The organism is Streptomyces qinglanensis, from assembly GCF_900111245.1.
Lineage (GTDB): Bacteria > Actinomycetota > Actinomycetes > Streptomycetales > Streptomycetaceae > Streptomyces > Streptomyces qinglanensis.
Genome location: NZ_FOGO01000011.1, coordinates 127,317 through 149,582 on the forward strand (window position 1 = coordinate 127,317; position 22,266 = coordinate 149,582).

The window sequence follows — 22,266 nt, forward strand, 5'->3', positions numbered from 1 at the left end:
GCTGTGACGTGTGGCGCTCATACCGCGGCCACCTCCCGTTCCGTGCCGTCCTCGGGAGCGGCGTCCTCGGGGTCGGCGTCCTTGTCGAGCCCGGCGACGACGATCAGCAGGCTCGCGTGGTCGACGACGCCGAGCAGCCGGCCGTCCTCGACGACGCGGCAGTGCTCGCCGGTGCGTGCGACGGTCTCGATCGCGGTCGAGACGAGGGTGTCGGGGGCGACCTCGGTGCCGGTCTTCGCCTCGGCGCCCTCGGCGGGGCGCATCGCGCGGCGCACCGAGATGACCTGCTCGCGGGGGACGTCGCGGACGAAGTCGCGGACGTAGTCGTCGGCCGGGTTGGCGACGATCTCCTCGGGGGTGCCGAGCTGGACGACCTCGCCGTCGCGCATCAGCGCGATGCGGTCGCCCAGGCGCAGCGCCTCGGACAGGTCGTGGGTGATGAAGACCATCGTGCGGCCCTCCTCGCGGTGCAGCCGGATGACCTCCTCCTGCATGTCGCGGCGGATCAGCGGGTCCAGCGCGCTGAACGGCTCGTCGAAGAGCAGCACCTCGGGGTCGACGGCCAGCGCGCGGGCCAGGCCGACGCGCTGCTGCTGGCCGCCGGAGAGCTGGCCGGGGCGGCGCTCGCCCAGGCCGTCCAGGCCGACCTTGGCGACCATCTCGGCGGCGCGTTCGCGCCGTTCGGCCTTGGCCATGCCCTGGATCTCCAGGCCGTAGGCGACGTTGTCCACGACGGTGCGGTGCGGGAGCAGACCGAAGTTCTGGAACACCATGGAGGCGCGGTGCCTGCGCAGCTCGCGCAGTGCGTCGGCGCCCATGCCGATGACGTCCTCGCCGTTGAACTCCAGCGAGCCGGCGGTGGGTTCGATCAGCCGGGTCAGGCAGCGCACCAGGGTGGACTTGCCGGAGCCGGAGAGGCCCATGACGACGAAGACCTCGCCCTGGTGCACGTCGAAGGAGACGTCGCGGACGGCGGCGGTGCAGCCGGTCCGCTCGCGCAGTTCGCTCTGCGACAGCTCGGCGTAGGAGGCGTCCCGGGGGATCCGGTCGGCCTTGGGGCCGAAGACCTTCCACAGGTTGCGGACGGAGATGGCGGGGCCCGCCTGGTCGCCGTGCTCGTGCGCGTTCTCGTGCTCGCCGGCTGCCGTGGCTTCAGCGGTCTCGGACATCAGGCAACACCTCCCGGTGCCGTAGTCGCTTGTTTGTCGGTCTGCGTGGGTCGGATGAGGTCGACCGCCTTCTCGCCGAGCATCAGCACCCCGATCATCGGGTTGACGGCGGGCATGGTCGGGAAGACGGAGGCGTCCGCGATGCGGATGCCCGTCAGGCCGCGGACGCGCAGCCGGGGGTCGACGACGGCGAGCGCGTCGTCCTCCGCACCCATCCGGCAGGTGCCCGCCGGGTGGTAGACGGTGTGCGCGGCCTTGCGCACCAGCTCGCTGATCTCCTCGTCGTCGGTCACCTCGGGGCCGGGGAAGACCTCCCGCTTGAGCCACTTGGCGAACGGCTCGGCCTGGGCGACCTTGCGGGCGAGCTTGATGCCGTCGACGAGCGTCTGGCCGTCGTAGTCGAAGCCGTTCGCGTCGGGCTCGAAGTACTTGAAGTCGAGCGCGGGCTTGACCTCGGGGTCGGCGGAGGTCAGATAGACGCGGCCGCGGCTGCGGGACTTGGGGATGTTGGGGGTCATCGACACGCCGTGCTCGGGGCGTTCGTAGCCCAGTCGCTCGGGGTTGTCGGTGAAGGGGATCTGGTAGAAGTGGAACATCAGGTCGGGGCCCTGGTGCTCCGGGTCCCGCTTGACGAACAGGCCCGCGTCGGAGTCCATCGCGGAGTTGTCCGGGATCGGTCCGTCGGTCTCCCACACGATCACCGACTCGGGGTGGTCGATGAGGTTCTCACCGACGCCCGGCAGGTCGTGGACGACCGGGATGCCCAGCTCCTGGAGGTCCTCCCGGCGGCCGACGCCCGAGTGCATCAGCAGCCGCGGCGTGTCCACGGCGCCCGCGCACACCAGCACCTCGCGGCCGGCGGTGAGCAGCCGCTCCTCCCCGTCCTTGCCGCGCACGTGCACGCCGCTGACGGTCTTGCCGTCGGCGCCGCCGATCTCCAGCTTGTACGCCCACGTCTCCAGCAGGATGTGCAGGTTGGGGCGGTCACCGGCCTCGATGTGCGGGTGCAGGTAGGCGACGGAGGCGGAGGAGCGCTTGTTGTCCTCCGGGTGGTAGGAGAGGTCGAAGAAGCCGACGCCCTCCTCGAAGGGCTGGTCGTTGAAGCCGACGACCTCGGGAAGGTCGAGGGCCTCCTTCGCGGCGTCGATCCAGTCCTGCGCGATCTCGTTCTGGTCCTTCTTGGCGACCCGCACCACGTTGTTGCGCAGCTTGCCGAAGTAGGGCTCCATGGCCTGGGAGCCCCAGCCGGTGGCGCCCGCGGCCTCCCACTCGTCCCAGTCGGAGGGCAGCGGCTTGAAGGAGATCAGGGTGTTGTGCGACGAGCAGCCGCCGAGCACCTTGGCGCGGCTGTGCAGGATGTGCGAGTTGCCGCGGGGCTGCTCGGTGGTCGTGTACTCGTAGTCGAGCTCCCCACCCAGCAGGCCCAGCCACTTGCGGAGGGTGAGGACCTCGGGCCGGTCGATGTCCGAGGGGCCGCCTTCGATCAGGGCGACGGTGACGTCCGGGTCCTCGGCGAGCCGCGAGGCGATCACCGATCCGGCCGTCCCACCTCCGACGATCACGTAGTCATAGCTGGGCATAGGGGTACTGCTCCTTGAGAACTTCCGGGGAGGGGACTGGCGGTCGGTACGGGTGCGCCGCGGCGGCTCGACCGGGCGAGCCGCCGTTGCGCTCTGTTCGGGTGTGCGCGGTGGGATGGGGCCGGTGGCCGGTCTCCTTCGTCGGCTCAGCCTGCGAACCAGCGGACCGGGGCAGGCCGCAGGTTCTCGTACACGTGCTTGGTCTCGCGGTACTCGGCCAGACCGTGGGGACCCAGCTCACGGCCGATGCCGGACTTGCCGAAGCCTCCCCACTCGGCCTGCGGCAGGTACGGGTGGAAGTCGTTGATCCAGACCGTGCCGTGGCGCAGTCGCGCGGCAACCCTGCGCGCGCGAGCGGTGTCGCCCGAGAAGACGGCGCCCGCGAGGCCGTACTCGGTGTCGTTGGCCAGCGTTACAGCTTCGTCCTCGGTGCTGAAGCTCTCTACCGTCAAGATTGGGCCAAAGGTCTCCTCGCGGATGACCCGCATCCCGCGGTGGCAGTTGTCCAGCACGGTCGGCGCGTAGAAGTAGCCGCTTTCGGGCCGCACCTCGGACGGCTGCGGGCGCTCCCCGCCGCACCGCAGCTCGGCGCCCTCGGCCAGGGCCGAGGCGACGTAGTCCTCGGTCTTCTCCAACTGCTGCTGGGAGACCAGGGGGCCGCACTCGACGCCGTCCTCGGTGCCCCGGCCGAGCTTGATGCGCTGCGCGCGGGAGACGAGCTCGGCGACGAAGCGGTCCTTGACGGACTCCTCGATGATCAGCCGCGCACCGGCCGAGCAGACCTGGCCGCTGTGGATGAAGGCGGCGTTCAGGGCCTGGTCGACGGCGGTGTCGAAGCCCTCCTCGGTGGCGCAGGCGTCGGCGAAGACCACGTTGGGGTTCTTGCCGCCGAGCTCCAGGGCGACCTTCTTGGCACCGGCGACGGCGGCGGCACCGGCCTTGGTGCCGCTGACGAGTCCGCCGGTGAAGGAGAAGAGGTCCACGTCCGGGTGCTCGGCCAGGCGCTGGCCGACGGGCAGGCCCGCGCCGGTGACGATGTTGGCGACCCCGGCCGGGGCACCGGCCTCGATCACCAGCTTGACCAGGTGGACGGTCGAGAGCGGGGTGACCTCGCTGGGCTTGATGACGAAGGTGTTGCCGGCCGCCAGCGCCGGGGCGACCTTCCAGCTCGCCTGGAGCAGGGGGTAGTTCCAGGGGGTGATCATGGCGCAGACGCCGACGGGTTCGTGCACGACCACGCTGTGCACATCCGGGCTGCCGGCGTCCACGACCCGGCCACCGGACTCGTTCATGACCAGGTCGGCGAAGTAGCGGAACGCGTTGGTGACGTCGTCCACGTCCACCCGGCCCTCTTCGAGGGTCTTGCCGGTGTCCCGGGACTCGGTCAGCGCGATGTCCTCCCGGTCCCGCTGGAGGAGGTCGGCGACGCGGCGCAGCAGCGCGGCGCGCTCCGCGGTGGGCGTGTGCGGCCAGGGGCCCTCGTCGAACGCGCGGCGGGCCGCGGCGACCGCCGCGTCGGTGTCCGATGCGTCGCCCTCGGCGACGACGGCGAGCGTGGTGGCATCCGCGGGGTCCAGCACCTCCCGCGTGCCGCCGGCTGCGGCCGTGCGCCACGCGCCATCGATATGAATGCTCTCCAGAACGGACACCTTCGGTACTGCCTTCCGTTACTTACTGCTTTCTCCGGGGTGACCCCGGTGCCCCGTTGGGGGCTTTTGCCACGGGCCTGGGCCAATGGCAATCGGGAACCCTGCCCCGTTCTTCCGGTTGCATGTCCAGAAACCGTCGCCAAGTGGCCTTCATCACGGGTCGAGGTGCGGCACCCCCCGGCGGACCGTACGGTGAGTACGTCTTTGTCCGTATTTGGCAGCCCGGCGTGCCGACACGGCGCCCCCGGACTCCCCTCCGGCGGATCGGAGCCAGCAATGCGTAAGCAGTACCGAACCTCACTGGTTGTAGCCGTTTGCGCTGCGGCGACGGCCTCCGGCGGACTCCTGGCCCCGGCTCATGCCGCCCCCACGGCCACACAGCGTGACGGACCGGATATCGAAGAGTTGTCGGGCGAGGAAATAGCGGAAAAAGCGTCGCACGAGCTGAATTCCGCACACTCCATGCGGCTCAGAATGAAAGCACCGGATCTCCGCCTCGACCTGACTCTCGACGAAAGGGCGAACTGCTCCGGAGAAGTCGGGGTCCCGGGCAAGGGCTCGATGCGGCTCATCAAGCGCGGCGGCACTGTCTGGATCAAACCGGACGCCGCGTTCTGGCGGGCGCAGCTCGGCCCGGAGAAGGGCGCGAAGGCGGCCGAGAAGTTCAAGGGGCACTACATCAAGAGCAGCGCGCAGGGCAGCGACAAGCTGGGCGGCGGGGGCCTGGCCACGGCCTGCGACCTGAACGCCTTCCGCGCCGCCTCCGGGGTGTCCGGCTCCTCCGGCCCCCGCTGGAAGCGGGGCCACGAAGGGGACGTGCACGGCCACCACGCCGTCCCCGTCACCCGCGCCCGGCAGCAGGCCCGCGTCACCATGCACGTCTCGACCGAGGGCAAGCCCTATCCGCTGCGCCTGGAGCGGAAGGCGGGCGGCAACCACGACGAGATCGATCTGGGCCGCTTCAACCGGCCCGTCTCCCGCGCCACCCCGCCCGCGGACCGCACCGTCTCCGTCGAGCAGCTCCGCCGGCACCTGGGCGGCTCCGGTCAGGACGAGCCCCCCTCGGAGTCGGTGTAGCCGCACCCGGGCGGCCGGGCGGCGGTGCCCGCGGCAGGGTCGGCGCCGGAGGCGATGCCGGGGCCGGCGGCGGGACCGAGGTCCTGCGCGGTCTCCCGCACACAGCGGCGCAGCCAGCGGTGGGCAGGGTCCTTCTCGTAGCGGGGATGCCACGCCTGTGCGATGGGGAGGGCCGGCAGCTCCAGCGGGATCTCGAAGGCGACCAGGCCGAGCCGGTCCAGTTGGGCTGCGCCCAGCCGCCGCCCGGTGCGGGCCACCAGATCGGTCTGCGCGACCACCATCAGGGCGGCGGCCAGCGTCGGGACCGAGGCGACCACCCGGCGCCGCAGCCCGCGCGCGGCCAGCAGTTCGTCGATCGGCCCGTGGAACCTGCCGCGGCGTGAGGCCGTCACGTGGTCCGCAGCGGCGAACCGTTCCGCGGTCAGCTCTCCGTCCAGCAGCGGATGCCCCCGGCGGACGACGCCGACGTTGGTGTCGGTGAAGACGTGTTCCACCCGGGTCTCCGGCGTCGGTGCGTCCACTACGCCCAGTTCCAGGTCGGCGACGCCCTCGCGCAGCGCCGTGGAGTCCCCGGGCCCCTCCGGGAGCAACCGCAGCGAGACGCCCGGCGCCTGCGCGCGCATCCGCTCCAGCAGCCGCATCCCGACCAGCGTCAGCAGCGCGTCGTCGGCCAGCAGCGTGAACGTGCGCTCCAGCGCTGCGGGTTCGAAGTCGCCGTCCGCTCCGGGAGTGAGGACCGCCTCGGCGCGCTCCACGATCCCCCGCACCTCCCCGGCCAGTTCCAGCGCACGCGGCGTGGGCACCATGTGCCGCCCGGACCGCACCAGCACCGGATCGTCCAGCGCCCGCCGCACGCGGGTCAGCGTGCGGCTCATGGCGGGTGTGGACAGGTGCAGGCGCCGCGCGGCTCCGGTGACGCTGCCCTCGGTGAGCAGCGCGTCGAGGGCGGTGAGCAGGTTGAGGTCCAACGACGGGGCCGAGCCGCGGGGCGGCGGGTAGCTGGATTGCACGCGAGGCAACTTTCCCTTGCAGAGGTTGCAATTGAAGTAATCCGGATGAGCTGCCTACCGTACTGGTGCACGCCGGACGCCCCCACCGGACGGTGCGCCGACAGCCGCCGCGGCCGCGCGGCAGGGCGCCCGCATCCGCGTCCGCGTCCGCGTTCCGCGCCCGGTTCCCTTCCTCTCTCTTCTCTCTTCTCTCTTCTCTCTCCTTCTGTCTTCTCGCTTCTTCTCTCTTCCTTCCTGCTTCCTGCCTTCCGCCTCTCCTCACGCCTCTTCGGGGGACACCCATGCCTGAACACACCCAGCGGCCCGCGGCCGCCCCGGCGCGCCACAGCACCGTGCTCGGACTGATGTCGGCGTGCGTCGTGCTCGCCGTCGCCCTGGTGGCCGCCGTCAACCTGGCGCTGCCCGATCTGCGCGCCGGCAGCCTGCACCCCAGTTCCGCGCAACTGCTGTGGATCGTCGACTCCTACCTGCTGCTCTTCGCCGGACTGCTCATCCCCGCCGGGGCGCTGGGCGACCGGCGCGGTCCCAAAGGCGCCCTGCTGTGCGGACTCGGCCTCTTCACCGCGGGCTGCCTGCTGACGGCACTCGCCCCGAACGTGACCGTCCTGGTCGCAGCGCGCGGGCTCGCCGGTGCCGGCGCGGCGCTGGTGATGCCCGCGACGCTGTCCCTCGCCGTGCGCACCGCACCGCACGGGCGCCGCGCGCACGCCGTCGCCGTATGGACCGGTGCGACCGGCGTCGCCGGGCTGCTGGGCAACCTCGGCGGCGGCCTCGTGCTCCAGTACCTGCCCTGGCAGGGCCTGTTCTGGGTCGCGGCCCCCGCCGCGCTGCTGCTGCTGGCGCTGACCGCCCGGCTGACCCCGCGGCTCGCCGCCGCTCCGGCCGGGCCGACCGATCCGGCGGGTACCGCACTGCTGGTGCTCGGCTCCCTGGCGCTGCTCACCGCGCTCATCGAGGGCCCCGGCCGCGGCTGGGACTCCCCTCCGGTGCTCGGCTCCTTCGCGCTGGCCGCACTGCTGCTGGGCGCTCTCGCGGCACACGGGATGCGGGCCCGGAACCCGCTGGTGGACCCGCGGCTCCTCCGGTCACGGCCGCTGCGGGCGGGCGTGCTGGGAGTGTCGGCCATCTTCTTCGGGATGTACGCCCTGTTCTTCGTCAACGCCCAGTACCTGCAGTACGCCAAGGGCTACTCCCCCGCCCTCGCCGGGCTCGCGATCGGGCCGCTCGCCGTCGCCATGCTGGTGGTCTCCCGCCTCAGTCCCCGCCTCTCCCTGCGGATCGGGCCACGCGCCACGGTTGCGGCCGGACTGGCCTGCCTGGCCGCCGGGCTCGGCCTGCTCTCCCTCGTCGACGGCGCGACGCCCTACCCGCCCTACGCCGGCATCCTCCTGGTACTGGCCGTCGGAATGGGGCTGGCGACGCCGTCGCTCTCGCTGACGGTGATCGGCTCGCTGCCCGCCGAGCGTGCCGGGCTCGGCTCCGGACTCAACGGCGCGGCCCGGGAGTTCGGCAGCGCCCTCGGCGTCGCCGCGATGGGCACCGTGCTGGCTTCCCGCACCGGCGGGTTCACGGACGGCATGTCCGCCGGGTTCCGGCTCGCGGCAGCCGTCGTCGCGGTGCTGGGCGCGGTCACCGTGGTCTGGCTGCGGCCCGTTCCCGGCAGGGCGGAGAGCGGCTCCGGCCCTGCCGGGAACGGACGGGAGGCGGCGGCGGACCGGGACGCGGGGAACGGACGGGACGCGGCGGCGGACGGTGACGCGGGGAACGGACGGGACGCGGGGCGGGGTCAGGACGCGGCGGAGGGGCGGACGGACGCGGAGCCGGGCGCCCGGTCCTCGTCGTCCGGAGCGCAGGCGGCGGCGACCGCCACCCCGTCCTCGTAGAGGTGGTACCGCACCACCAGTCCCTGCTCGACGGTCAGCCGCAGCGCGAAGGGGGCGAAGAACTCCTTGCCCGTCGCGCGGACCCGGCCGGCCAGGTTGCCGGTCACGACCGCCTCGTCCCCTTCCACGACGAGCGCCTCCAAGGGCCGCCCGCGGGGCGCCATCGGCTCCACCCCGGCGGCCAGCTCACGGAAGTGCGCGGCGACATCCGCACGAGTCGGCCGCGGACGCACCCAGGGCACCGTGGGGTTCTCGGCGATCATCCAGTCCACCTGCTCGGCGAACAGCGCGGCGACCCGCTCCGGGTCCCCGGCGCCGACACGGGAGAGGAATTCCTCGACCACGGCCCGCGTGTCCGGGGCGGGGGTTGTGGCGACGGAGTCTGCCGGGGTCGCCGGGCCGCTCTTCTGGTCGGCGACCGGGCCGGTCTTCGGGGCGGCTGCTGCGGGCGTGGGGACTGTCTGCGTTCCGGTCATGCCTCAATAGTGGCCGCCCGGTGCTGGGGACGCGATTACCTGCCGGGTCATCGACGGGCACCCGGGGGTGCCGGCTCCGGCGGCCGCCGCCCCGGCCGGGCCGTCACTCCTGGGCCCGCAGCAGGCCCTCGCCCGCGGCGGTGCGATGGTAGAGCACCGAGCGGCCCGCCCGGCGCCCCTGGATCAACCGGGCGTCCCGCAGCACCCTCAGGTGGCGGCCGACCGAGCCCAGCCCCTGCCCGGTGAGCGCGACGAGCTGCGTGGTGCTCTTCGGGGAGTCGAGGAGCACCAGGACCGCGGCCCGCGCGGGACCGAGCAGCGCACCCAACGCCTCCGGCACGGCCGGATGGCCGGAGTCGGCGAGCGCTCCGGAGCAGGGGTAGACCACGGCGTAGCGGGGCCGGACCCCGGTGGGCGGACGGGCCCGGCCCTCCGGCACGCCGACTGGGAGCGCCTCCCAGCTCACCCATCCGGTGTGCGGTGTGACGGGGACGAACATCAGCCGTGCGCCGTCCAGTTCGCGCGGCGGATAGTTCCGCGCGTTGATCTGGAGGCGGCTCCCGCCGAGCCAGCGCATGCCCGGCCGCATGTTGCCGAGCGCCGCGGCCCAGCCGGCCCGGCCGAGTTGGGCGGTGCGCGCCACCACGTCGGCCTCGATGATCCGGCGGCGCCGCGGCCAGTACGGCAGCACCGTCTCGCGCCACACCCACTCCAGGGTGTCGGCCGTGCGGAGCGGCAGGTCGTCGCGGTGCAGGACGCCGGGCAGCGGACCCGAGCCGCCCAGCGACACCAGCAGGTCGGTACGGGCCACCTCCGGCGGGGTCGCGCGCACGCACGCGAGTTCCTCCTCGAAGGACGCGGCGGCGGCACCCCGTGCGTCGGGGTCGGGCGGCGGGGTGAGGAAGTCCGCGTTCCAGGTGGGGCCGAGCGCGGCGCGGATGAGCTGTTCGGTGACCGGGTCGGCGGCCTGGCGGGCGCGGTAGGCGGGCCGGTGGGCAGCGAGCCAGGCGCGTTCGCCGGGGTGGGCCGCGCTGCCGCGCTCCAAGACCTTGAGGCCGGCGATCGTCTCCGCCAGCGGGGACACCACGAAGCGGCTGCCCGCCAAGGTGTCGGCGCTGACCTGCCACCATCCCATGTCCCCCGCCGCCCCCTGCCGATCCGCTCCGGCGACCCGATCCGGCGACCCGATCCCATCCGATCCGGGGACCCGATCCGCCGATCCGATCCGGTCCCGCCGTCGCCGTCGTCGTCCCTGTCGCCGCCGTCATCCCGTCGTCCCCGTCGCCGCCGTCGTCCCGTCGTCCCCGCCGCCGCCCGTCCCGAGCGGGCGTCCGCGTCGAGGTTTCGCTCTGCCGCGAAACAGTAACCGGCCGCCGCCGTCCTCCCGAGACTTCCCGGCATGCGCACCTACCGCGAACTCTTCCGGACTCCCGAGTTCCGTCCGCTCTTCCTCACCAGCACCTTCCAGGTGGCCGGACAGACGGTGAGCGGCCTGGCCCTGGGGACCCTGCTCTACACCGCCACCGGCTCCCCGCTGCTGTCCTCGCTCGCGATGTTCGGCCCCTCGCTGGCCCAGCTCATCGGCGCGACGACCCTGCTGTCGGCCGCCGACCGGCTGCCGCCCCGCACCGCGCTGGCCGGGCTGCTCCTGGCGTTCTCACTCGGTACCGCCGCGCAGACCCTTCCGGGGCTGCCCGTCGCGGGATCGTTCGCCCTGCTGCTGATACTCGGGATCCTGGCCTCCCTGGGCGGCGGGGTGCGCTACGGGCTGCTCTCCGAGATCCTCCCCCGGGACGGCTACCTCCTCGGCCGCTCCGTGCTCAACATGTCCAGCGGCATCATGCAGATCGGCGGTTTCGCCCTCGGCGGGCTGCTCGTCACCCTCCTCTCGGCGCGCGGCACCCTGCTGGTCGGGGCCGCGCTGTACCTGGCGGGGGCGGTGGCGGCGCGGCTCGGCTTCGGGCGGCGTCCGGCTCGCGCCGCGGGCCGCCCCTCCCCCGCCGAGACCTGGCGGACCAACTCCCGGCTGTGGTCCTCCCCCGCCCGCCGGGCCGTCTACCTCGGGTTGTGGGTGCCCAACGGTCTGGTGGTGGGGTGCGAGTCGCTCTTCGTGCCGTACGCGCCGCGGGAGGCCGGGCTGCTGTTCGCCTGCGGAGCGGTGGGCATGCTGGCCGGGGACACGGTCGTCGGCCGCTGCCTGCCGCGGTCCTGGCGGACAGCGCTGGCCGTGCCGATGCTCGCGCTGCTCGCCTCCCCCTATCTGCTGTTCGTGCTGCACCCCGCGGTGCCGTTCGCGGCGGGACTCGTGATGCCGGCGTCCTTCGGCTTCGGTGCCAGTCTGCTGCTCCAGGAGCGGCTGATGGAGCGGACGCCGGAAGAGCTCAGCGGCCACGCGCTGGGCCTGCACTCCTCCGGAATGCTGGCCATGCAGGGCGTGGGGGCGGCCCTCGCGGGGGCCGTCGCGGAACGGACCTCTCCCGCGACCGCCATGGCCCTGGTCGCCGCCCTCTCACTGACGGTGACGCTCTCTCTCGCTTCTGCGCTCCGCTCCCGCTCCGAGCAGCAGGCCGGGACCCCGCGCAAAGCGTGACCGGACCCCCACTCGCGAGGGATCTCGGGCCGCCTGCTCAGACCGGCTCGCCACCCACCCCCGAACGTCCCGCCGGAACCCCCACCAGCAGCACCGTCACCCGTCCCCGCACCCGCTCGCCGAGCACATTGGCGACGGCGTCGGTGATCGCGGATATCAATCCGGCGGGGGCTTCGGCGAAGTCGGGATGGTGGAAGAACCCCTCTCGGGAGCGCAGGGTGACGACCGGCGACGGCTCGTCGGTGACCTTCCCGCCCACGCCCCACCTTCCGCGGGGAATACCGAAGATCTCGACGCCGACCATCTCCCGGAACGGCTCCGGATAGACCGTCAGCGCGGCCTCCGTCAGCTCCTTGATGAGCTGCCCGCTCACGGGCGCGTCCTCCCCACCCAGTACTTCCTCGTGAACTTGCACCTCGAAGTGCGGCATGACGACCCTCCGATCGGCAAGGTGAAGTCCCGGATCGCTACCATCGCGAGACGAATCACCTTTGACAGCAAAACATCTTTGACAGCAAAGCTAATGGAGGTCCGTCGCCATGTCAATGGACGGTCACAGAGGGAGACGGGGGCAGGAAAAGGGGCGACGAGGGACCAACCAGGCGGCAACCCATGCAGCCCAGGAGGCCGACTCGGCGACCGGCGGGGGAAGCGGCGCCGGTGAAGGGGCCGACACCGGCGAAGGAGCCGAACGAGAGGCCGCTCAGACGGCTGTTCCGGAGGCAGCAGTTCCGGGGATATCGTCGAAGCCGGGAGCAGCGGCCACGCCCCCGGAGACAGGCGACCGGCAGGCGCCGATGGGCCGGCAGCGGGAGCTGGCCGAGGACGACGCCGTTCGCGCGCTCCTGTTGCTCATGCCGCGCATCGTCGGCCGGGTCAAGCGCATCCCCGTACCCGAGGAGCTGCAAGCCCTTGCGCTGGCTCCCCGTCATCTGTCCCTGCTCTCGTACCTCCTCTTCGACGGTCCGATGACCGTCAACGAGCTCGCCACCCGCCTGGAGGTCGCCCCCACCACGGTCAGCCTCCTGGTGAGCGAGCTGAGCCGGAAGGGCGTGCTGGAACGGCAGGAGGACGAGAACGACCGGCGCCGTCGTATCGTGAGCATCACTCCGGCCCACAAGCCCACCATCTCCCGCTGGCTGGCCCGCGGTGCCGGTGCCTGGCGCCAGGTGCTGGGCGACCTCTCCCCCGCCGAGCGCGCCCTGGTCGTCGCCACCCTGCGCGCATACGAGGACGCGATGGCCGAGGAGGACGGCAACGGCGAGGACTGACGCGGCCCGCGCGGGCCGCCGGGTGACGCGCACAAAGCGTCCGGAACGCGTCCCCGGAAAGCCCCGAGGGCCCGTGCGGATCAGCTGGATCCGCACGGGCCCTCGGGGCGGTGCGTGGCGGTGTCGCGGTCGGCTCAGACCAGGCCGAGGCCGCTGACCGCGTCCCGCTCCTCGGTCAGCTCCTGGACCGAGGCATCGATGCGGGTGCGGGAGAACTCGTTGATCTCCAGGCCCTGGACGATCTCGTAGGCGCCGTCCTTCGTGGTGACCGGGAAGGAGGAGATGATGCCCTCCGGCACGCCGTAGGAGCCGTCCGAGGGGATGCCCATGGAGGTCCAGTCGCCCTCGGCGGTGCCGTTGACCCAGGTGTGCACGTGGTCGACGGCGGCGTTCGCGGCGGAGGCGGCCGAGGAGGCGCCGCGGGCCTCGATGATGGCCGCGCCGCGCTTGGCGACGGTCGGGATGAACTCGTCGGCCAGCCACTTCTCGTCGTCCACGAGCTGGGCGGCGTTCTTGCCGGCGATCTCCGCGTGGAAGATGTCCGGGTACTGGGTGGCGGAGTGGTTGCCCCAGATCGTCAGCTTCTTGATGTCGGCGACGGTCGAACCGGTCTTCTTCGCGAGCTGGGTGAGGGCGCGGTTGTGGTCCAGGCGCGTCATGGCGGTGAACCGCTCGGCCGGAACGTCCGGCGCCGCCGAGCGGGCGATCAGCGCGTTGGTGTTGGCCGGGTTGCCGACCACCAGGACCTTGATGTCGTCGGCAGCGTGGTCGTTGATGGCCTTGCCCTGCGGCTTGAAGATGCCGCCGTTGGCCTCCAGCAGGTCGCCGCGCTCCATGCCCTTGGTGCGGGGCCGGGCGCCGACGAGCAGCGCCACGTTGGCGCCGTCGAAGGCGACGTTCGGGTCGTCGGCGATGTCGATGCCCTGGAGGAGCGGGAAGGCGCAGTCGTCCAGCTCCATGGCGGTGCCCTCGGCCGCCTTCAGCGCAGGGGTGATCTCCAGCAGGCGGAGCTTGACGGGGACGTCGGGGCCCAGCAACTGGCCGGAGGCGATCCGGAACAGCAGCGCGTAGCCGATCTGGCCTGCGGCGCCGGTGACGGTGACGGTGACGGGGCTGACGGGAGTGCGGGTCATGGCGTTCTCCGTAGTACCTGACGTGGCTGGCGGGTGGCCGGAAGTCTCTCTACGTCAAGAGACCCATCGGCCAGGCTATCCGACCCCCCGTCCCGCGCACCCCCGGGTCCGCTCAGCGCACCTTCTTGCCCGGCACCGTGCAGCCCTTGCCGCCCGCCGCCAGCGTCGCGCAGGCCCGCGCCTCGTCCTGCGTCCCGACGGAGACCATCTTGGTGTAGGCGTCGTTCGTGCTCGTCACCTCGTCGCTCTCCGCCTGGCCGCCCGGACCGCTGATCCGCAGCGCGTCCCCGGACTTCGCGCTGGTGATCCGGGCCCAGGACGCCTTGCACACCGTGCTGTGCCGGACTTCGACGAAGCTGCGGCCGACCCAGGCCGAGCTGCTGGTGGCGGCGTGCTTGCCGCCGCAGCCCATGGCCTCCGGGTCCTTGCCGGAGCAGTCCTCGCCCGAGCACTTCACCCCGGCGGGAAGCTGCGGCGCCGTCCGGCTGGGGGTGGGCTTCGGCTCCGCGGCCTCCTCCTCGCCGTCTTCGCCGGTGCCGAAGAAGAGGACGGCACCTGCGGCGACGACGAGGACGGCCACCAGGGAAGCGAGCAGCACGGTGACCCTGCGCCGTCCGCCCGACGCCTGCGCGGCGCGGTCGCCCTCGGCTCCCCGTACGGCGGCCGGCGCGGTGGCGCCCGGTACGCCGCCGCCCGCGGCCGACGGCTGTCCGGTGCCGCCCGGTGCGCCGCCGGTGCCCCGGTCGCCGACCGGGCCGGTGGGCCGCCCGCCGGTCGCGGGGGCGGGGGTGCCCCAGTCGGTCGCGTCCGACCGGTGGCGCCGCTCCCGCTCACGCGCCTTGTCCGCGCGCGCCCCGTCCAGGCGCGCCTCGTCCGGGCCCTGCCGGTCCCCTGCCGCCCTGTCGGCGCGCGCCTTCTCGCCCGCCGCGCGGATGGCGTCCGTGCGCAGGACCGCCGTCTCCACGTCCTGGCCGCCAGGGCCGCCGGGGCCGCCGGGGCCGCCGGGAGGATCTTGCGGGGTGCCGTCCCGGCCGGGCGTCGCGCCCTGGCCCGGTGTCGCGTTCCGGCCAGGCGTCGCGCCCTGGCCGGGGGCACCCCGCTGCGGGGGCACCCCGTGATCGGGCCCGAAGTCCTGGCGCGGCGGGGCGGACTGGTGCGGCGGGGCGGACTGGTGCGGCGGGCCGGACTGGCGCGGCGGGGCGGACTGGTGCGGCGACGCCGCTTGGTGCGGCACCGCGGGGGTGCCGCCGTCCGCGGCGGGCTCCTGCGCGGGAGGGCCGGCGTCGGGGGCGGCACCCTGCGCCGGGCCCCTGCCCCTGCGCCGCTTGCGCCCCTTTCCGGACGCCTGCTCCGATGGCTCGTCCAACGCGGCCCGCGCCTGGGCGATCTGAATGGCCTCCAGCGTGGTGTCGCGGCGCATCTCGCTCCGGCTCCACGCGCGTTCGGCCAGCTCCCACATGGTGCCGAGGTGCCGCACATCCGTCCCGGTCACCTCGGCGAGGGCCTGGGTGGCGCCGCGGGGCGGCAGCAGCCTGCCGTTCAGGTAACGCTCCCACGACGACTTGCTGTACCCGGTACGGTCGGCGAGGGTGGCGACACTCAACCCGCTGCGGTCGACGAGCCGCCGCAACTGGCTGGCGAACTCCCGGATCTGCGGGTCCAGATCCTCCGGTAGCGACCTCCAACGAGGCATGGCCTCCCCCTTGTCCGCGAGTGCGCTCTCAGCATTCCTTCCCCCGTGTCGCGCCACGGCCTCAGGTGCTCGTTCGCGCAAACGCCCCCTAGTCTGCCAGCCCGTCCGGACACCAACGGTCCACGCACCGCCTCCGGGTGACCCGTCCTGCCCGACGGCGCGTGCGGCACGTGCTCTCGGCACCGTACGGACGGCACCCTACGGACGGCACCGGAAGCCGCCTGCCGCCGGGCCGACAGTCGGGGCAACCGGCGGACCGGCCGGACCGGCGGACCGGTCGGACCGACAGATCGGCGGACCGGCGGACCGGCGGACCGGCGACGTGACGGTTCGCCCCACGAGGGTGCCGGGCGGACCGACCGTCGCGGGGGCGGGGCAGCGGCGCCACGCCCCCGACGGAGCGCCCGTCAGCGCACGGTGAAGTGCACGACGGTGTCCAGGAACGGCAGCGAGAGCCATGGCTTCGGCTGGGCCATCAGGGCCAGCAGCACGATGGCGAGGCCCAGCACGCCGTAGGTGATCATGTCGGTGAAGCGCGAACGCACCGCCAGCATGCCGACCGACGGCTTGCCCCAGCGCAGCAGCGCCCCGCCGACCAGGGACAGGCCGATGACGAGGGTGCCCGCGCGGAACTCCGCAATGGTCACCAGCAGTCCGGCCAGCACCCCGAGGCACACGGCCAGCAGCGGCCACTGCCGATACGGTGCCGGGCGGTGCCCTCCTATGGCGCGCCCTCCGCCCTCGGGACGCGCGGTGTCCCGGGTCAGCACCGGGAAGCGCCGCGACGCCTTCCTCGGTGGAGCCGCCTCCTGCCCCGCCATCGCGGAGTCTCCCTTCAGTCCGCCGTCCGCGGTGCCGTTCCCGGCCCTGTTCCCGGTCCCATTCCCGTCGCCGGTTCCGTCGTCGGTTCCGTCGTCGGTTCCGTCGTCGGTTCCGTCATCGGTTCCGTCATCGGTTCCGTCGTCGGTTCCGTCATCGGTCGCGGCGCCGGTTCCGTCAGCGCCCGCGCCACCGCTCCGGTCGCCGCTCGCGCCCTCGTCGCCACCGGTCCGGTCGCCCCTCCGGTCGGCGTGGCCACCGGTCAGGCCCTCGTCGCCGTCCGCGGCGGCGGTGCGGTCGCCCTCTTCCATGGCGGCATTCTCCCCTGCCGCGGCGCTCAGCCGGCCGCCGTCTCGGCCGCCTCCACCACGTTCACCAGCAGTTGCGCCCGGGTCATCGGGCCGACACCGCCCGGGTTGGGCGAGATCCAGCCGGCGACCTCGGCCACCCCGGGGTGCACGTCGCCCGCGATCTTGCCGTTCTCGTCCCGGCTGACCCCGACGTCCAGGACGGCGGCGCCCGGGCGGATGTCCTCCGGCTTGACCAGATGCGGCACCCCGGCCGCCGCGACCACGATGTCCGCCTGGCGCAGCAGCCCCGGCAGATCACGGGTCCCGGTGTGGCACTGCGTCACCGTGGCGTTCTCGCTCCGCCGGGTCAGCAGCAGCGGCAGCGGGCGGCCCGCGGTCACCCCGCGTCCGACCACCACCACGTGGGCGCCGTTCAACTCGACGCCGTAGCGGCGCAGCAGCACCACCATGCCCTGCGGGGTGCAGGGCAGCGGTGCCTGCTTGTTGAGCACCAGGCGGCCCAGGTTGGTCGGGTGCAGGCCGTCGGCGTCCTTGGCCGGGTCCATCAGCTCCAGCACCCGGTTGACGTCGATGCCCTTGGGCAGCGGGAGCTGGACGATGTAGCCGGTGCAGGCCGGGTCCTCGTTCAACTCGCGGACGACCGCCTCGATCTCCTCCTGGGTCGCCGTCGCGGGCAACTGCCGCTGGATGGAGTTGATGCCGATCTGCCGGCTGTCGCGGTGCTTGCCCGCGACGTACTTCTGGGAACCGACGTCCTCACCGACGAGCAGAGTGCCCAGGCCGGGCGTGACGCCCTTCGCCTTGAGCGCCTCGACACGGGTGGTCAGGTCGGACTTGATCGCGGCGGCGGTGGCCTTGCCATCGAGAATCTGGGCGGTCATGCGCCCCATCCTCGCGGATCCGGGGCCCTGGTCTCCACTCAGGTGCCGCCGACCCCGCCCAGCGGTGCGCAGCGGGGCCGCCGGGCCGTGCGCGAGGGTCCGTACCCGGGGTGCCGGGCGCGCGGGTCGCACCCGGGGTGCCGGGCGCGCGGTGCCGCCGTGCGCTCCCCGTCGCGCGCGGTGCGATCCGGCGTCACCCTTGTGGCGTCCTGTTGGCAACGGGACGGCAAAGGTCGGTTCATGTACCCCTCTGCTCCCCCTACGCTCCGTTGCGAATGCGCACGGAGGGTCAGTAGCGTGCAGGACGTGTTCAGCGTGATCATCGTCCCGGACGGGTGCCGGGGACTCGAGGGGCAGTACCGGCTGGAGCCGGGCCATACGCTGCGCTTCGGGCGCACGGCACCCACAGGCACCGGCCTGGCACTCTCCCACCCTGCCGTCGCATGCGCGGCGGGGGAGATCACCGCGACCGGCGCCTTCTGGATACTCACCAACTTCAGCAGCGATCAGACCTACCTCGTCGAGAATCCCGAGGGCGCGGGGGAGCACATCAGGGTCGCGCCCGGCCGCGCGGACGCCCCGGTCCCCTTCGAGTTCGCACGCGTCCGCCTGTGCGCGGGCGAGGCGGGGGCCGGGTGCGGGTTCGACGTCCTGGCGCCGCGCCACGACTACCTGGCGTCCGCCGACTCGCTCGTCGCCGGCGCACGGTCCCGTGCACAGCGCGCCGCCACCCTCCGTCCCGACGCCGCGCACGGCGAGGGGAACCGGCGCGCGGACCGGACCGAAGACCCGTCCGCGAGTATGACGGAGAACCCGGCCGGGGGCGGGGCAGGGGACCCGGCCGAGGACCGGACGCAGGACTGGCGCTTCGACCCCTTTCCGCGCCCCTACCCACTGGACCACTCCTGCCACTACTTCCTCGTCCTGGCGGCACTGTGCGAGGCGTCCCTGCGCGGGGACGCGGCGGCCCCGGTGCCGGATGTCGTGGAACTGACGGAGCGGCTGCGCCCGGTGTGGCCGGATGCCTCCCCGGCAGCCGTCGCCTGGAACATCGACTACCTCCGGCTGAAGCTGCGACTGCGCGCACCGGACGCCGCGGAGAGCGTCCGCGAGGCCCTGGTGCGGTTCGCGCTCCGGTTCGACCTCGTGCAGGAAGCGCATCTGGCGGTGCTGGACGGCGGGTTGGCCCACGCGGGTGCGGGGCGGGAGAGCCGGGCGGGGGCGGCCCCGGCATACTGAGCGTTGCGACTTCGCCACAGTCGGGGAAGTCGGCTGGACAGTCGGACAGTCGGACCAGCAACATTGGTTCACGGCGTCGGGCAGTGCAGGGAGGGCCGACGGTGCGGCGCCGTACCGGGGGGCAGCGACATTGCTGAGGGCAGGCCGTGATTCTCCGGAATTGCTCGGCCCCATCCGCTCCTCGACACCGTCGGAGGAACCAGCCCGTGAGCTACCCGCCGCCACCCGGCCAGCAACCCAACCCCTATGCGACGCCCCAGCAGGGCAGCCAGGGCGCTCCCTACGGATACCCGGGGCAGGGCGCCGGTCAGCCCGGCTACGCCCAGCCCGGTTACAACCAGCCCGGCTACGGCTACCCCGGCGGCGTGCCGCCGTACCCGGGCGGTCCCGGCGGAGGCATACAGCCGACCGTCAGCATGCCGGGCCAGGTCGTCACGGCCCGCGTGCTGCTGTTCGTGGCGGGCTCGTTTTGGGCGCTGCTGGCCGTGATCGTCTTCTTCGTCGGGCTGGTGGCCAACGACGCTGTCAGCGACATCCCCGGAGTGGACGCGGCGGGCGGTGCAGCGCTGGGCGCCGCGTTCATCGGACTCCTGATCTTCGGCGGCCTCGCGGCGCTGCACATCGTGCCCGCCTCGATGTTCGGGAAGGGCCGTATCGGCACCCGCGTCACCGCGATCATCGCCGCGTCGGTCAACGCCCTGCTGCCGCTGCTGCTTTGCTTCGGCGCCCTGGGCAGCGCCGTGGGCGGCGAGGACGCGGCGAGCATGTTCTTCTGGTACATCCTGTGGCTGGCCACCGCGGTCTTGACACTCGTCTTCTGCTGCCTGAGCCCGGCGAGTCAGTGGTTCAACCGGCCGCAGTACTGAGCCGACGGCCCGCCGCCCGCGGTGCGGCGGGCCGCACTCGCAGGCAGGAAAGGGCGCCTAGAGGCGTGAAAGGGGTCGGGCCCCGCACCGCGGTGCGGGGCCCGACCCCTTTCACGTGCCGGACCGGACCCTTGATGTACCGGACCGGACCCTTCGTGTGCCGGGTCCGGTCCGGATGCGGGGTACGGCGCCGGCGCCGGGTGCGGCGCTGGTGCCGGGCGCGGCGCTGGTGCCGGGTCCGGCGCGGCGCTCAGTGGAAGAAGTGCCGCGTCCCGGTGACGTACATGGTCACGCCCGCCTTGGCCGCGGCCTCGACCACCTGCTCGTCGCGGACCGAGCCGCCCGGCTGGACGACGGCGCGCACGCCCGCCGCGGTCAGCACCTCCAGCCCGTCGGGGAAGGGGAAGAACGCGTCCGACGCCGCGTAAGCGCCGCGCGCCCGCTCCTCACCCGCGCGCTGGACGGCGAGCCGGGCCGAGTCGACGCGGTTGACCTGGCCCATGCCGACGCCCACGGTCGCGCGGTCCTTGGCGAGCAGGATCGCGTTGGACTTCACGGCCCGGCAGGCCCGCCAGGCGAAAGCGAGCTCGGCCAGCTCGTCGGCGCCGAGCGCCTCCCCCGCGGCCAGCGTCCAGTGCGCCGGATCGTCACCGGCCGCCTGGAAGACGTCCCTGGCCTGGGCGAGGACACCGCCGTCGACCGGGCGGAACTCGACCGGCGCGGCCGGCGCCTGCGGACAGCGCAGCACGCGGATGTTCTTCTTGCGGGAGAGCGCCTCCAGAGCCCCGTCCTCGTAGTCGGGGGCGATCACGACCTCGGTGAAGATCTCCGCGACCTGCTCGGCCATCGCCCGCGACACCGGCCGGTTCACGGCGATCACGCCGCCGTACGCGGACAGCGGGTCGCAGGCGTGGGCCTTGCGGTGCGCCTCGGCGACATCCGCGCCCACCGCGATGCCGCAGGGGTTGGTGTGCTTGATGACGGCGACGCACGGGTCGGCGTGGTCATAGGCGGCGCGGCGCGCGGCGTCGGTGTCGACGTAGTTGTTGTACGACATCTCCTTGCCGTGCAACTGCTCCGCCTCGGCCAGTCCGCCGCCGCCCGATGTGTAGAGCGCGGCGGGCTGGTGCGGGTTCTCGCCGTACCGCAGCACGTTCTTGCGCTGGTAGGTGACGCCGACGAAGGACGGGAACGCGTCGTGCTCCCGGGCGGCCTCGCCCGTCCCCCCGGACTCGGCAGCCGCACCGGAATCGGCGGTCGCACCGGAATCGGCGGCGTCGGCGTAGCCGGAGAACCAGCCGGCCACCGCGACGTCGTACGCCGCGGTGTGCTGGAACGCCTCGCCCGCCAGCCGCTTCCGTGCCGCCAGGTCGAAGCCGCCCCCTTCGGCGGCCGCGAGCACCTCGCCGTAGCGGTCCGGATTGACCACGACTGCCACGGACGGATGGTTCTTGGCCGCGGCGCGGACCATCGAGGGCCCGCCGATGTCGATCTGCTCCACGCAGGCGTCGTCGGAGGCGCCCGAGGCGACGGTCTCCGCGAACGGGTAGAGGTTGACGACCACCAGCTCGAACGGCTCGACGCCCAGCTCGCCCAACTGCTCGCGGTGCGCCGCCAGCCGCTGGTCGGCGAGGATGCCCGCGTGCACGCGCGGGTGCAGCGTCTTGACCCGCCCGTCCAGGCACTCGGGGAAGCCGGTCAGCTCCTCGACAGGGGTGACCGGAACCCCGGCGTCCGCGATCCGCTTCGCCGTCGAACCGGTCGAGACGAGCTGCACCCCGGCGGCGTGCAGCCCCCGCGCCAGCTCCTCCAGCCCCGTCTTGTCGTACACACTGACCAGCGCGCGGCGGATCGGCCGCTTGGCGCCCAGCGCAGCATTCTCACTCATGACCCAGTCGTACCCTTCTCATGTTCGGCCCCTCGAGGGTGTAGCCGTGGCGGGCGATACGCCCCACCACCTCGACGAGCAGCCGTCGCTCGACTTCCTTGATCCGCTCGTGCAGGGCGGCACCCTCGTCGGTGTGGTCCTCGTCCCGGATCTCGACCGCGCGCTGCGCGATGACGGGACCGGTGTCGACGCCGTCGTCGACGAAGTGGACGGTGCATCCGGTCACCTTCGCGCCGTACGCGAGCGCGTCGCGTACGCCGTGGGCACCGGGAAAACTGGGGAGCAGCGCGGGGTGTGTGTTGAGGACCCGCCCGCCGAACCGCGCCAGGAACCGGCTGCCGACCACCTTCATGAAGCCCGCCGAGACCACCAGGTCCGGTGCGTGTGCCTCGGTCGCCCCGGTGAGGGCGGCATCCCACTCGGCGCGGTCGGCGAAGTCCTTGACCCGGCACACGAAGGTGGGGATCCCGGCCCGCTCGGCCCGTGCCAGCCCCTCGATGCCGCTCCGGTCGGCCCCGACGGCGACGATCTCGTACGGGGTGCCGACCGCGGGGTCGGCCGCAGCGTCGAGCAGCGCCTGGAGGTTCGTGCCGGAACCGGACACCAGGACGACGAGGCGCACAGGGGCGACGGGTCGGAAGGACTGCGCGTCCACGGCGGGGCTCTCTCTCACGGGGAGACGGATTTGTGCGGTCGTACAAGTACGTGGACCCGAGGATTCCGGGGAACTC

The 22,266-nt window shown here is 73.1% G+C and carries 19 protein-coding genes; 6 read left to right on the plus strand and 13 right to left on the minus strand.

The window, feature by feature from the left end; translation table 11 throughout:
- Positions 1-17: 17 nt before the first annotated feature.
- From BMX65_RS22190 to BMX65_RS22200, 3 genes are all read right to left on the minus strand, one after another.
- Positions 18-1,169, minus strand: coding sequence for a quaternary amine ABC transporter ATP-binding protein (locus BMX65_RS22190; RefSeq protein WP_079172027.1), 1,152 nt, complete (start codon positions 1,167-1,169; stop codon positions 18-20).
- The gene (locus BMX65_RS22195; RefSeq protein WP_075002115.1) at positions 1,169-2,749 is read right to left on the minus strand and encodes a GMC family oxidoreductase; all 1,581 of its coding nucleotides are present in this window, start codon (positions 2,747-2,749) and stop codon (positions 1,169-1,171) included. Before BMX65_RS22195 ends, BMX65_RS22190 begins: the two co-directional genes overlap by 1 nt.
- A 146-nt stretch (positions 2,750-2,895) precedes the next feature.
- On the minus strand, positions 2,896-4,398 hold the full coding sequence (locus BMX65_RS22200) for an aldehyde dehydrogenase family protein (RefSeq protein WP_075002116.1): 1,503 nt from the start codon (positions 4,396-4,398) through the stop codon (positions 2,896-2,898).
- A 474-nt stretch (positions 4,399-4,872) separates the two neighbouring features.
- Between BMX65_RS22200 and BMX65_RS22205 the strand changes: the two genes are divergently transcribed.
- The gene (locus BMX65_RS22205; protein ID WP_079172028.1) at positions 4,873-5,475 is read left to right on the plus strand and encodes a hypothetical protein; all 603 of its coding nucleotides are present in this window, start codon (positions 4,873-4,875) and stop codon (positions 5,473-5,475) included.
- Here the strand turns inward: BMX65_RS22205 and BMX65_RS22210 are convergent.
- Complete coding sequence (locus BMX65_RS22210) at positions 5,445-6,485, minus strand: LysR family transcriptional regulator (protein WP_177214324.1); 1,041 nt, start codon at positions 6,483-6,485, stop codon at positions 5,445-5,447. The genes BMX65_RS22205 and BMX65_RS22210 overlap by 31 nt on opposite strands.
- A 281-nt stretch (positions 6,486-6,766) precedes the next feature.
- Here BMX65_RS22210 and BMX65_RS22215 point away from each other — a divergent pair, with 281 nt between their 5' ends.
- Entirely contained in the window at positions 6,767-8,368 is a 1,602-nt protein-coding gene (locus tag BMX65_RS22215) for an MFS transporter (protein WP_075002118.1), read from the plus strand.
- On the opposite strand, the gene BMX65_RS22220 is transcribed toward BMX65_RS22215, so the two are convergent.
- Together BMX65_RS22220 and BMX65_RS22225 are read right to left on the minus strand one after the other, a co-directional pair.
- A complete protein-coding gene (locus BMX65_RS22220) occupies positions 8,272-8,844 on the minus strand; it encodes a nuclear transport factor 2 family protein (protein WP_079172029.1) in 573 nt (190 codons plus the stop codon). The two genes, BMX65_RS22215 and BMX65_RS22220, sit on opposite strands and share 97 nt — an antisense overlap.
- A gap of 103 nt (positions 8,845-8,947) precedes the next feature.
- On the minus strand, positions 8,948-9,979 hold the full coding sequence (locus tag BMX65_RS22225) for an ArsR/SmtB family transcription factor (RefSeq protein ID WP_075002119.1): 1,032 nt from the start codon (positions 9,977-9,979) through the stop codon (positions 8,948-8,950).
- 264 nt (positions 9,980-10,243) lie between these two features.
- On the opposite strand from BMX65_RS22225, the gene BMX65_RS22230 reads away from it, so the two are divergent.
- Positions 10,244-11,434 (plus strand): MFS transporter, encoded by a 1,191-nt coding sequence (locus BMX65_RS22230; protein ID WP_075002120.1) that lies wholly within the window; start codon positions 10,244-10,246, stop codon positions 11,432-11,434.
- Positions 11,435-11,471: 37 nt separating this feature from the next.
- Here BMX65_RS22230 and BMX65_RS22235 read toward each other — a convergent pair whose 3' ends face one another.
- Complete coding sequence (locus BMX65_RS22235) at positions 11,472-11,807, minus strand: tautomerase family protein (RefSeq protein WP_239502084.1); 336 nt, start codon at positions 11,805-11,807, stop codon at positions 11,472-11,474.
- 424 nt (positions 11,808-12,231) lie between these two features.
- Here BMX65_RS22235 and BMX65_RS22240 point away from each other — a divergent pair, with 424 nt between their 5' ends.
- Entirely contained in the window at positions 12,232-12,705 is a 474-nt protein-coding gene (locus tag BMX65_RS22240; RefSeq protein ID WP_075002122.1) for a MarR family winged helix-turn-helix transcriptional regulator, read from the plus strand.
- Between the two features lie 134 nt (positions 12,706-12,839).
- Here the strand turns inward: BMX65_RS22240 and BMX65_RS22245 are convergent, their stop codons facing one another.
- From BMX65_RS22245 to BMX65_RS22260, 4 genes are all read right to left on the minus strand, one after another.
- A complete protein-coding gene (locus tag BMX65_RS22245; RefSeq protein WP_075002123.1) occupies positions 12,840-13,838 on the minus strand; it encodes a malate dehydrogenase in 999 nt (332 codons plus the stop codon).
- A gap of 112 nt (positions 13,839-13,950) precedes the next feature.
- A complete protein-coding gene (locus tag BMX65_RS22250) occupies positions 13,951-15,531 on the minus strand; it encodes an XRE family transcriptional regulator (RefSeq protein ID WP_075002124.1) in 1,581 nt (526 codons plus the stop codon).
- Between the two features lie 407 nt (positions 15,532-15,938).
- On the minus strand, positions 15,939-16,661 hold the full coding sequence (locus tag BMX65_RS33000) for a DUF3017 domain-containing protein (protein ID WP_079172030.1): 723 nt from the start codon (positions 16,659-16,661) through the stop codon (positions 15,939-15,941).
- Between the two features lie 26 nt (positions 16,662-16,687).
- Positions 16,688-17,542, minus strand: a complete 855-nt coding sequence (locus BMX65_RS22260) for a bifunctional methylenetetrahydrofolate dehydrogenase/methenyltetrahydrofolate cyclohydrolase (RefSeq protein WP_075002125.1) — start codon at positions 17,540-17,542, stop codon at positions 16,688-16,690.
- Positions 17,543-17,848: 306 nt separating this feature from the next.
- On the opposite strand from BMX65_RS22260, the gene BMX65_RS22265 reads away from it, so the two are divergent.
- Positions 17,849-18,781 carry a hypothetical protein gene (locus BMX65_RS22265; RefSeq protein WP_398762740.1) on the plus strand — a complete coding sequence of 311 codons (933 nt, stop codon included), beginning with the start codon at positions 17,849-17,851 and terminating at the stop codon, positions 18,779-18,781.
- Between the two features lie 206 nt (positions 18,782-18,987).
- On the plus strand, positions 18,988-19,647 hold the full coding sequence (locus BMX65_RS22270; protein WP_075002127.1) for a hypothetical protein: 660 nt from the start codon (positions 18,988-18,990) through the stop codon (positions 19,645-19,647).
- A gap of 250 nt (positions 19,648-19,897) precedes the next feature.
- Here BMX65_RS22270 and purH read toward each other — a convergent pair whose 3' ends face one another.
- Positions 19,898-21,535, minus strand: coding sequence for a bifunctional phosphoribosylaminoimidazolecarboxamide formyltransferase/IMP cyclohydrolase (gene purH, locus BMX65_RS22275; RefSeq protein WP_075002128.1), 1,638 nt, complete (start codon positions 21,533-21,535; stop codon positions 19,898-19,900).
- Positions 21,528-22,190: a phosphoribosylglycinamide formyltransferase gene (purN, locus tag BMX65_RS22280; RefSeq protein WP_075002129.1), complete on the minus strand. Its 663-nt coding sequence runs from the start codon at positions 22,188-22,190 to the stop codon at positions 21,528-21,530. Before purN ends, purH begins: the two co-directional genes overlap by 8 nt.
- Positions 22,191-22,266: the final 76 nt, after the last annotated feature.